The organism is Edaphosphingomonas fennica (assembly GCF_003034225.1).
GTDB lineage: Bacteria > Pseudomonadota > Alphaproteobacteria > Sphingomonadales > Sphingomonadaceae > Sphingomonas_E > Sphingomonas_E fennica.
In genome coordinates, this window is record NZ_PHHF01000029.1 from 1 (window position 1) to 9,619 (window position 9,619).

A 9,619-nucleotide genomic window follows, 5' to 3' on the forward strand; every position below is an offset into this window, starting at 1 on the left:
CCCGGCACCATGAACCCGCCGCGACAATCTGTTCTCATCCTGATAGTCGCTGACCTCTCACCCAGATCGTCGCGCTATATCGCAGTCTCGGACAGAGATGCGGATTTCCGTCAGCGCCCTGTTCGACAGGCGCCAGACAACGATGCCCGAACAATGCCGTTACCGGGCCGTGGCGGGCGGGCTCCTTCCGGTCGGGTCCGCAGACCCAGGCTACCATGAGCTTCTGAAGGCGCGCGATCGTCTCCTGCTCGAGCTTCCGTGCGGCCGGTCCCTCGACGTAGCGATCGGTCGTGACGAGGCTGGCGTGATTGAGAACCGTCCCTGCCGCGCGCAGGTCGCCGCCAGAAGCCAGATAATGCTCCGTGGCGACGCTGCCGCGTAGTTGCGAGGCCGTGAACTTGGGCACCAGTGGTTTCGGTTGCTCCGGATGTGCGGTGTTCCAGCGTTCGATCCGCCTGTTGGTGCGGCCGATGAAGCGATTGATGAACCCGGGGATGCTGTCGGGCGCGATCAGGCCGGCAGGATAGTCGTGCCTGCGATAATAGGCCCGCGACAGATAGCGGATCAGGAACAGACATTCCCGTTCTTCAGGCGGAGCATGCTCGATCAGCGGCTCGGTCATCGCCAGCAGCATTTCGATCAGACGCGGTGCGGATCGCATTTTACGGCGGTCGAAGGACCGACGCTGCATTTTCGGAGTTCGACCGCCCCGCTGCTTGAGCCATTCCACCATGACCCGATGATCATCGAGTGGATGGGGCACGAGGCAGTCGCGGCGGATCGCCCGAAGAGGCTGGGGATTGGCGGCAAGCTGGATCGCCAGCGCGACAAAGAACGGCCCCATCGTGTGCGAGGTCAGGTGATAATGCTGAGCGATCGCCTCCTGACGTCCATGATGCTCGAGCGAGTTCGGGTTGATCCCGGCAGCGCGGATTGCCTCGCCGCTCGGAGCGATGCCGCCGCCGATCCGGTGGAGTTTCCACACCCAGCGCGCGAGCGCCTCTCTCGGACCAGTTCCCTCCGGGGGTTGGGGAGAGGCGATGATCTTCTGGCCGCGCTGGAACCGCGCCCATGCGATGTCGATCTCTTCATAGGCGGCCGCGAGGATCGTTTTCATTTCCGCTGCCGTGAGCCGGGCTTTGGGTTCTGGCGCCCACCCCGTGCTGGGGAACGGGCTGTAGGGGATGGCGAGCGCGCTCCCGAACAGATCCGGATCGGTCTGCTCGATGCGCTCGAGCAATGGTTTCAGGCTGGCGAAGCGTTGAGCCATCGTGGCTCGGCTGAGCTGGCGGCCTTCTATCGAGGGTGCCAGCGCATCAATGTAGCGCCGGATCGTGCCGGCGTTCACATCAGCAGCACAGCTTACGCCTTCTGTGCGTAGGAAGCGACCGAAGCGCCGGATCACTCTCCAGCGTCCGCGTCGTGTGGAGATCGAAGATCCGGCATCATGAACCCTGAACGCCTCGACAAAGGCGCAGGTGAGGTCATGTGGCATGTCGAGGGCGACCGGATCGAACGTCTGCACGACCTGTCCCCATTCATCACGAAAGGAGAAGCGTCGATCATCTGGCGCTTGCGCGGTCGATGCTCGATCGATCGCGATACGGCGGTCGATCCGTCCCTCAGCCAGCATCGTTGATCGCTTCGCCGTAGAGCCAGGCAAGGCTCTCGTTGATATCGGGTTCGTACAGCTCGACGCAGCGCAGGTAGATGGCGGTCGTCGCGATCGAGGCATGGCCCAACAGAACCTGGACGATCTTCAGCGGATTCAGCGCCGGATTGGCACGAGCCTGGATCTGAAGCCGCGTGAGCATCACCATCGCGAAGGTGTGACGGAGCCAATGCAGCGTGCCGGGCAACCCAGCGGCCGCGAACGCCTCGGACAGAAGCGCCGTCAGGCGTTTGCGCGTCATCGCACGGCCATGTTCATTCAGGAGAAGATTGGGCGGCGCCCTGTAGCGGGGATCGGCATTGCGCGCGCGCCGCACGATCCGGGCCCGGTCCTCTCCGATATACCAGTGCGTGCGATCAAGCAGGCGAACCGGCGGATAGACCGTTCGCGGCCGGTCGCCCTTGGTGATGCTGAGCGGCACGCCTACAAGCGGCGTCTCTTCCGGGTGAAGCGACCAGCTATCCGGTATCTGATCGACCGCCAGAGCACATAGTTCCTTGCGTCGAAGGCCTGCGCACAGCGCCCACTCCCCTGCAAGGCGCGCGGTCGGCGCAAGCTGCGCGAACAGCCTTGCCAGCTCATCGGGGCGCATTGGTCGTGGCAGTTGCTCCGGGACCGAGACCGTGAGGCTCCCGGTCGAACGGCGTCTGATCTGTGGCCCAACACGCGGTCCCCTGCCCTGCCGTGTCTGCAACGGTCGCGGGAACGCACGATGCCGGATGAAGTCGTGATCGAGGGCCCAGGAATAGAAGCGATAGACGGTGGCAACCCGGGCATTGATGGTGGAGCGGGCAAACGGCCGCCCGGTATGCTGGCTCGGCCCTTCGAGCATTCGGGATCGATAAGCTGCGAGTATATGCTCGTCAGCGACATCCCATTTGATGTTGGACTGCTCGAGCGCATCGAACCACTCATACAGGTGCTCGCCATAGGTCCGTACCGTCTCCGAGGCCTGGGAGTGGCCATGAACCTCGGCATGTTCGAGCAGATAGGCAAAGGCCGGCTCGATGATGGCCATGTTCGCGTCGAACAGGATGGGGAACCCGGCGGGAATGCCGGGCTCACCTGGAACGGCACGGATGATCGTCACCATGGATCACACCTCCGCCTCACGCACGCGGGATCAGGGCGGTTATTCTAGCATCATCCCGGCCTTTCCAGTTCGGACAGTCGGCTGAGCGAGCACTTTTTGGGCCGGGCGACACGACGCCTGTTCCAATTCATCCATATATCCACTATCTCGGATATATGGATACTGATTCGGCTATCACGGCCCTGGCCGCTCTCGCGCAGGGCACACGCCTTGACGCATTTCGGTTGCTGGTGCGCCACGAGCCCGAAGGATTGCCCGCCGGCGAGATCGCAAAAGCGCTCGACGTTCCTCAGAACACGATGTCCGCGCACCTCGCCGCGTTGACGCGCGCGGGCCTGCTGAAGTCCGAGCGGCAAAGCCGGTCGATCATCTACTGCGCCGACCTCGATGCGCTGCGCGCGCTGACCCTCTTTCTGGTGAAGGACTGCTGCGCCGGAAAACCGGAACTGTGTGCACCGCTCGTCGCCGAACTCGTCCCCTGCTGCTGACGGAGACTGCCATGTCCACCGATCGCGTGTTCAACGTCCTGTTCCTCTGCACCGGCAATTCGGCACGCTCGATCCTCGCCGAGAGCGCCATGAACAAGCTCGGCCAAGGTCGCTTCCATGCCTTCTCGGCCGGGAGCTATCCCAAGGGCGCGGTTAACCCCGACGCGCTCGCACTGCTGGAACGGCTCGACTATCCGACCGAGGGCCTGCGCTCGAAAAGCTGGGAGGAGTTTTCCCGGCCCGGTGCGCCGGTCATGGATTTCGTGTTCACCGTCTGCGACGACGCAGCCGGTGAAGTCTGCCCGGTATGGCCCGGCCATCCAATGACGGCCCATTGGGGCATCGAAGATCCAAGCCATGTCCAGGGCGGTGACATAGAGCGCGAACGCGCTTTCGTGATGGCGCTGAACTATCTGGAAAACCGTATCCGGCTGTTCATCTCGCTGCCGATCGACAAGCTCGAAGCCACGGCGCTGACCGCCAAGCTGCGCGAGATCGGCCATACCGAAGGCTCGACCACTCGCCGGGGAGATGCGGCGTGACCGACATCATCGTCTATCACAACCCGGAGTGCGGCACGTCGCGCAACGTGGTGGGCCTGATCCGCAATGCCGGGATCGAGCCGCATGTCATCGAATATCTGAAGACCCCACCGTCGCGGCCATTGCTGGTCCAGCTCATCGCGCGCGCCGGGATCACGCCGCGCGAGCTGCTGCGCGAGAAGGGCACGCCCTATGCCGAACTAGGCCTGGGCGATCCCTCGCTGTCAGATGAAGCCCTGATCGACGCAATGATGGCACACCCGATCCTCATCAACCGGCCGCTGGTCGTCTCGCCGCTCGGCGTGAAACTGTGTCGCCCTTCGGAGGCGGTACTGGACCTGCTACCCGCACCGCAACAGGGCGCATTCGCCAAGGAGGACGGCCAACAGGTCGTCGATGCGGCCGGCGCGCGGGTGATCTGAGGCATGGCGACCGTTCTCGACGCCACGCCGGCTCGTCCCGGCATCTCCTTCTTCGAGCGCTATCTGACCCTGTGGGTGGCGCTCTGCATCGTTGCTGGGATCGCGCTCGGCCATATGTTGCCCGGCCTGTTCGGCGCGATTGCCTCCGCCGAGGTGGCGCGGGTCAATCTCGTCGTCGCGGTGCTGATCTGGCTGATGATCGTGCCGATGCTGCTCAAGATCGACTTCGGCGCGCTGGGATCGGTGCGCCAGCATTGGAAGGGCGTCGGTGTCACGCTGTTCATCAATTGGGCGGTCAAGCCTTTCTCGATGGCGCTGCTCGGCACGCTGTTCCTGGGCTGGATGTTCGCGCCGTTGCTGCCGGCGGGCGAAGCGCCGTCCTATATCGCCGGGCTGATCCTGCTGGCGGCTGCGCCCTGCACGGCAATGGTGTTCGTGTGGTCGAACCTCTGCGACGGCGAACCCAATTACACGTTGAGCCAGGTGGCGCTGAACGACCTCATCATGGTGTTCGCCTTCGCACCGCTGGTCGGGCTGCTGCTCGGCGTCGCCTCGGTGACGGTGCCGTGGGATACGCTGTTGCTCTCGGTCGGCCTCTACATTGTCGTGCCGGTGATCGTCGCGCAGCTCGTCCGTCGCGCCGTGCTGGCATCAGGCGGACAGGCCGCGCTTGACCGGCTGCTGGCCCGGCTCGGGCCGGTGTCGCTCACCGCCCTGCTGGCGACGCTGATGTTGCTGTTCGGCTTCCAGGGCGAGGCAATCGTCGCGCAGCCCTTTGTGATCGCGCTCATCGCCGTGCCGATTCTGGTACAGGTCTATTTCAATGCCGGGCTGGCCTATTGGCTGAGCCGCCGTTTTGGCGTCGCATGGTGCGTGGCGGCGCCCGCCGCGCTGATCGGCGCGTCCAATTTCTTCGAGCTGGCGGTGGCCGCCGCAATAAGCCTGTTCGGCCTCAAGTCCGGCGCCGCGCTCGCCACGGTGGTTGGCGTGCTGGTCGAGGTGCCGGTGATGCTGTCGGTCGTGGCGATCGTGAAGCGGACACGCGGCTGGTATGAGAAGGGAGCCGCTGCTTGACCCGTATCAGCGAGTTGACCGACCCGGATCATCTGCCGGCGCTCGATCTCCGCTATGTCCATGAGCGGCCCGCGTTCGGGCTTGGTGCGGGCGATCCACCGCCGCGTATCCTGCTGCTCTATGGTTCATTGCGCGAACGGTCCTTCTCGCGTTTCGCAGTCGAGGAGGCGGCACGGTTGCTCCAGTTCTTCGGGGCGGAGACGCGCATCTTCGATCCGACCGACCTGCCGTTGCCCGATCAGGTGAAGGGCGACGATCATCCCGCCGTCCATGAACTGCGCGACCATGCCATGTGGTCGGAGGGCATGGTGTGGTGCAGCCCGGAGCGTCACGGCCAGATCACCGGTATCATGAAAGCGCAGATCGACCATCTGCCGCTGGAGATGAAGGGGATGCGCCCGACCCAGGGCCGCACGCTGGCGGTGATGCAGGTGTCGGGCGGATCGCAGTCGTTCAACGCGGTCAACACGCTCCGGCTGCTCGGCCGCTGGATGCGGATGTTCACCATCCCCAACCAGTCAAGCGTGGCGATGGCCTACAAGGAGTTCGACGAAGCCGGTCGCATGAAGCCCTCCAGTTACTATGACCGCATCGTCGATGTGATGGAGGAGCTGGTGCGCTTTACCGTGCTCACCCGTGGGCACGCCGTGCAGCTCGTCGACCGCTATTCGGAGCGGAAGGCGGAGGCGGCAAAGCAGGATGCCGCCCCCGATCTGGCATCGCAGTCGATCGCTTAAGTCGAGCGCCTCGCCAAGCGAGGGATCAGGCCGACCACCGCCAGCTCTTTGGGTTAGCGCGGCGGTCGGCCTGATCCCTCTCCGCATCCGTTCCTAATGAGACAGATCAGAGGACCGGACCTAAGAGGTCGCCGGATTCGATGAGTTCGCGGATTTGCTGCCGCGCTTCGGCAATCGCGGCCTCCCAGGGATCGTCGGGCGGCCCGGTATCCGGCGTCGGCGGCTGAATGGGAAGCTGGCGCTGCGGCTGGCGCAGGCGCGCATGCTGGGTGTGGACCCAGTACTCCATATGATCGGCGACGACGGCGTCGGTTTTCGCGAGGTTATGGCGCCTTGCCGCGGTCCTTGCTGCGACCCCGTAAGCCTGGCTGTCGATCGAGGCGACGCGGTGGCGGAAGGCTGAAAGATAGGGGAGCGCTTCCCCTTTCACTCCGAAAAGGTGCAACCGGGTAAGGCGCGGGAGCACGCGGTCGAGATGATCGACGACGGCCATCAGACCTTCGGGCCCATGGATAGGCCGCCTGCACATGGATCCGACGCCGATCAGTCCTGCCCGCTCGATCGTCAGGGACAGGGCCTCGGCGCAGCGCTCATAGTCGGACGGCAGGCGCCCCTGGATAACCGGCATGAAGGTGTCGAGAATCCCTTCGTCGTCGCCGCGCAGGCGACACTCGATATTGGCCCGGACCGTGCGCGAAATGCGGTCGAGCACCTCGTCGCGGTCGCCGGCGACCTGATGCTCGACGCAATAGTCGAGGCTGGCCCACCAGCCGAACGAATACGCCGCCGCAAGGCGGATATAATCGTCCACGGTCCACGGATAGCCGCCGTAGGTGACCATCGCGCTGAACCCAGCGCTGTCCAGGCAGAGGGTGTGGAGGCCCGCCGCGTTGCCGAGCAGGCGAAACGACCAGCCGGTCCATTCCCGCCACCCGCGGCGCCTCGACCAGCGCGACAGGGCGTTCGCCGAAATCAGGACGGGCTGCTGCAACCGCCTCGCCCGGTCGAGCAGCTTGCCCTCGGACAGATGGGGCAGCCCGATCATGACCGCGATCGTACTCGGCTTGACCCTCACCTTGTTCATATTATGTTCCCTGCGAAAGGAGATTCCCGATGGCCGATTCCGCCGCCCGCTATCTTGACCATTTCGATCTCGACGTGACGCTGCGCGATGCGGCCCTGGACGAGCAGAACCGCCCGACCCGGCGGATGATCGCCAATGCGGCGATCGGCATGCATGTCGAGGACGCCTTTTATTCGGTCCGCGAACTTCGCGAGGCGGTGAGCTGGATCCATGAGGGCGAACAGGGCGGCAAGCGCAAGCTGGCCTCGATCCTCAGCAATCCGGCCGGCGATGACTTCCAGCGCTGTATCTATTTCTGCCTCGCGGGCCGCGGCGTGGTCGAGATGATCGACGATCTGCTGTGGCTGGAAGAGCTGCTCGAGGCGCGGGGTCGGATCGCTGGCAAGATGCACCGGCGCAAGGTCAAGGCCCGGGCTCTCGTGCGTCCGTATGTTGCGGACGAGCCGGATGGCCCGGTCGTGTCCACATCCGACGATTTCCAGCAGGGCCAGTCATGGTGGGCCGATCCCGGCCTGCGTGCCTGAAATTCGGATCGATCGGGCAGAATGTGGCTGTCCGGTCGATCCAGGGTCAAATTTCGCGCCGGAGGCACGTGCTGCCGACCGGCACATAGGCTTTGCTTGACCCTTTGACGGGTGGCGGGTGCATAATGACGGCGTCAGTCGAATCGAGGTTGGCGCGATGGCCGGTGATTGCTGCGGTGGCGGATGTGGCTCGGACCGCTCCAGGGACGAAAGGTGGGAACGCGTCCTGCTGATCGCGCTCGGGATCAACGCCGGCATGTTCGCGATCGAGATGATCGCCGGCGTTTCCGCCCAGTCTGCGTCGCTTATGGCCGACGCGCTCGATTTCCTCGGGGACGCCGCAAATTATCTGATCAGCCTTGTCGTCGCGGAGCTCGCCTTGCGCTGGCGGGCGCGGGCAGCCTTGCTGAAAGGATTGACCCTTCTCCTTGTCGGACTTTGGGTGCTCGGGAGCACGCTCTGGATGGCCTATGCCGGGAGCCTCCCACAGGCCGAGACGATGGGCGTGATCGGAGTGATGGCCCTTGTCGCCAATCTTTGGTGCGCGCTACTGCTGTGGCGTCACCGCGAAGGTGACGCGAACCGCCGCTCGGTGTGGATCTGCTCGCGAAATGATGCGATCGGCAACGTGGCTGTCGTCGTCGCCGCGGGCGGGGTGTTCGGAACAGGGACCGCTTGGCCCGACATCGGCGTCGCCATCATCCTGGCCGGTCTCGGCGTCAGCGGCGGCTGGCAGATCATTGGTCACGCCATGCGCGAGCTCAAGACGCCTGCAGAGGTGGTCGCGGCTGAATGAAGCGAGCGTAGCCGGCCTTCAGCGTTCGCAGGTTAGCCGCTCGCCGCGCCGCCACCGGGCGGGTTCCAGCCAGCTTCCGGCGAAGGCACCGGCGCGCCGCCGCTGCGCTTCGGTGAACACGGCCGTGTAGCGCGCCGAGCGTGCGGGATCGGATCGCAGATACTGCGGCTGCGGAATGGCGAGCCCGGCGGAGATCATGACTTCGCCGAGGTCTCGCCCATCTATCGAGACGGTGGCAACCGGGCGGCCATAGCTCGAGCGCGAAGAGAGACGGATTTGCGCGTCGCCGCCTCGCAAGGTGCGCGCGGCGAGATCCTGCGCGGCCTTCCCGCATTCCCAGCGGGCGCCGGCGCGTTCGCAAAGCTGATGCCGTTCGAAGGCATCGACGCCGAGCAGGCGGAAGTCGGTGGCGACGGTATCGCCATCGAGGGCGCGCGCCTTGGCGCTGAACGAGGTGTCCTCGGCGGCATCGCTGGGCGTGCAGGCGGCTGACAGCAGGAGCGCTAGGACTACAAGGCGGTTCATGCGACCATTTCGAGTACGATGAGGCCCGGCGGAGCCGGGTCGGTCGACACACGGAAGGGTTGCAGGGGGTCCGCGGTGCGCAGGATGCTTACCCGTTCCTGCGAATGATCGAAAATCCGGCCCGCGACGCGCATGGCGTTCTCGCGGCTGCAGAGCAATTCGCGCTTGGACGACAGGCTGTTCCTTTCGATGGCGATTGTCATGACATGATCCACTTCATCACGAGGATATACGGATTGATGCTCAGGCGAACACCGTCTTGTGGATTTTGGTGACGGGCACGATCGACCAGGCCCGCTCCATCAGCCGGCTGATCCGATAGAAGCAGCCGTTTTCCGGGTCGCGCAGCATGAGGCTGCGTTGGCGTTTGCAGACGACGAACTCCTGCGCGACGTGGCCATCAGTGAAGGTGACCGGCTGCTCGAGACGGATGCGGTCGCCGTCCGAGAGCTTGCGTGCGCGCCGGGCGATGTTGGCGCGGCACCGTTCGCGCCAGTCGAGCGCATGCTTGTTGTCGGTCGGCGAGAGGAGGTCGAGGATGGAAGCGGGACAGTCGGCTTCGCACGGTCCCATGTTTTCGCTCAGTCGGGTAGGATTGGTGCTGCTCATGGAGTCAGCCCTGATCCCCCCGCCGAACCGCACGTGCAGCTTTCACCGCATGC

General features: G+C 64.7%; 12 protein-coding genes and 1 pseudogene. 7 read left to right on the forward strand and 6 right to left on the reverse strand.

The window, feature by feature from the left end; genetic code table 11:
• Positions 1–34: 34 nt before the first annotated feature.
• Both CV103_RS06815 and CV103_RS06820 read right to left on the reverse strand, forming a co-directional pair.
• Entirely contained in the window at positions 35–1,633 is a 1,599-nt protein-coding gene (locus tag CV103_RS06815; protein ID WP_146163391.1) for a site-specific integrase, read from the reverse strand.
• A complete protein-coding gene (locus CV103_RS06820) occupies positions 1,623–2,765 on the reverse strand; it encodes a tyrosine-type recombinase/integrase (protein ID WP_047100428.1) in 1,143 nt (380 codons plus the stop codon). Before CV103_RS06820 ends, CV103_RS06815 begins: the two co-directional genes overlap by 11 nt.
• A 155-nt stretch (positions 2,766–2,920) precedes the next feature.
• Here CV103_RS06820 and CV103_RS06825 point away from each other — a divergent pair, with 155 nt between their 5' ends.
• The 5 genes from CV103_RS06825 to arsH are packed head-to-tail and all read left to right on the forward strand — an operon-like array spanning position 2,921 to position 6,028.
• A complete protein-coding gene (locus CV103_RS06825; protein ID WP_047100427.1) occupies positions 2,921–3,253 on the forward strand; it encodes an ArsR/SmtB family transcription factor in 333 nt (110 codons plus the stop codon).
• An 11-nt stretch (positions 3,254–3,264) separates the two neighbouring features.
• Positions 3,265–3,795: an arsenate reductase ArsC gene (locus CV103_RS06830; protein WP_107394420.1), complete on the forward strand. Its 531-nt coding sequence runs from the start codon at positions 3,265–3,267 to the stop codon at positions 3,793–3,795.
• Positions 3,792–4,217 (forward strand): arsenate reductase (glutaredoxin), encoded by a 426-nt coding sequence (gene arsC / locus CV103_RS06835; protein ID WP_047100425.1) that lies wholly within the window; start codon positions 3,792–3,794, stop codon positions 4,215–4,217. The genes CV103_RS06830 and arsC overlap by 4 nt, the downstream gene beginning before the upstream one ends.
• A gap of 3 nt (positions 4,218–4,220) precedes the next feature.
• On the forward strand, positions 4,221–5,291 hold the full coding sequence (gene arsB, locus CV103_RS06840) for an ACR3 family arsenite efflux transporter (protein ID WP_047100424.1): 1,071 nt from the start codon (positions 4,221–4,223) through the stop codon (positions 5,289–5,291).
• A complete protein-coding gene (gene arsH / locus CV103_RS06845) occupies positions 5,288–6,028 on the forward strand; it encodes an arsenical resistance protein ArsH (RefSeq protein ID WP_047100423.1) in 741 nt (246 codons plus the stop codon). The genes arsB and arsH overlap by 4 nt, the downstream gene beginning before the upstream one ends.
• 106 nt (positions 6,029–6,134) lie before the next feature.
• On the opposite strand, the gene CV103_RS06850 is transcribed toward arsH, so the two are convergent.
• Complete coding sequence (locus CV103_RS06850) at positions 6,135–7,112, reverse strand: deazapurine DNA modification protein DpdA family protein (protein WP_170112576.1); 978 nt, start codon at positions 7,110–7,112, stop codon at positions 6,135–6,137.
• Between the two features lie 29 nt (positions 7,113–7,141).
• Here CV103_RS06850 and CV103_RS06855 point away from each other — a divergent pair, with 29 nt between their 5' ends.
• Both CV103_RS06855 and CV103_RS06860 read left to right on the forward strand, forming a co-directional pair.
• Positions 7,142–7,636 (forward strand): hypothetical protein, encoded by a 495-nt coding sequence (locus CV103_RS06855; RefSeq protein ID WP_107394421.1) that lies wholly within the window; start codon positions 7,142–7,144, stop codon positions 7,634–7,636.
• A 157-nt stretch (positions 7,637–7,793) separates the two neighbouring features.
• Positions 7,794–8,432, forward strand: a complete 639-nt coding sequence (locus tag CV103_RS06860) for a cation efflux transmembrane domain-containing protein (RefSeq protein ID WP_107394422.1) — start codon at positions 7,794–7,796, stop codon at positions 8,430–8,432.
• Between the two features lie 18 nt (positions 8,433–8,450).
• On the opposite strand, the gene CV103_RS06865 is transcribed toward CV103_RS06860, so the two are convergent.
• From CV103_RS06865 to CV103_RS06875, 3 genes and pseudogenes are all read right to left on the reverse strand, one after another.
• On the reverse strand, positions 8,451–8,957 hold the full coding sequence (locus CV103_RS06865; protein WP_107394423.1) for a thermonuclease family protein: 507 nt from the start codon (positions 8,955–8,957) through the stop codon (positions 8,451–8,453).
• Positions 8,954–9,160 carry a hypothetical protein gene (locus tag CV103_RS06870; RefSeq protein WP_107394424.1) on the reverse strand — a complete coding sequence of 69 codons (207 nt, stop codon included), beginning with the start codon at positions 9,158–9,160 and terminating at the stop codon, positions 8,954–8,956. The genes CV103_RS06865 and CV103_RS06870 overlap by 4 nt, the downstream gene beginning before the upstream one ends.
• Positions 9,161–9,200: 40 nt before the next feature.
• A pseudogene (locus CV103_RS06875) lies at positions 9,201–9,542 on the reverse strand (DUF6927 domain-containing protein); the annotation flags it as partial.
• Positions 9,543–9,619 lie beyond the last annotated feature (77 nt).

Excerpts from the sequence above, each read along its gene's own strand:
- CV103_RS06870 (WP_107394424.1), bottom strand. The coding sequence starts at position 9,160 with ATGACAATCGCCATCGAAAGGAACAGCCTGTCGTCCAAGCGCGAATTG.
- CV103_RS06830 (WP_107394420.1), top strand. The coding sequence starts at position 3,265 with ATGTCCACCGATCGCGTGTTCAACGTCCTGTTCCTCTGCACCGGCAAT.
- CV103_RS06815 (WP_146163391.1), bottom strand. The coding sequence starts at position 1,633 with ATGCTGGCTGAGGGACGGATCGACCGCCGTATCGCGATCGATCGAGCA.
- CV103_RS06865 (WP_107394423.1), bottom strand. The coding sequence starts at position 8,957 with ATGAACCGCCTTGTAGTCCTAGCGCTCCTGCTGTCAGCCGCCTGCACG.
- arsB (WP_047100424.1), top strand. The coding sequence starts at position 4,221 with ATGGCGACCGTTCTCGACGCCACGCCGGCTCGTCCCGGCATCTCCTTC.
- CV103_RS06855 (WP_107394421.1), top strand. The coding sequence starts at position 7,142 with ATGGCCGATTCCGCCGCCCGCTATCTTGACCATTTCGATCTCGACGTG.
- CV103_RS06820 (WP_047100428.1), bottom strand. The coding sequence starts at position 2,765 with ATGGTGACGATCATCCGTGCCGTTCCAGGTGAGCCCGGCATTCCCGCC.
- CV103_RS06860 (WP_107394422.1), top strand. The coding sequence starts at position 7,794 with ATGGCCGGTGATTGCTGCGGTGGCGGATGTGGCTCGGACCGCTCCAGG.
- CV103_RS06850 (WP_170112576.1), bottom strand. The coding sequence starts at position 7,112 with ATGAACAAGGTGAGGGTCAAGCCGAGTACGATCGCGGTCATGATCGGG.
- CV103_RS06825 (WP_047100427.1), top strand. The coding sequence starts at position 2,921 with ATGGATACTGATTCGGCTATCACGGCCCTGGCCGCTCTCGCGCAGGGC.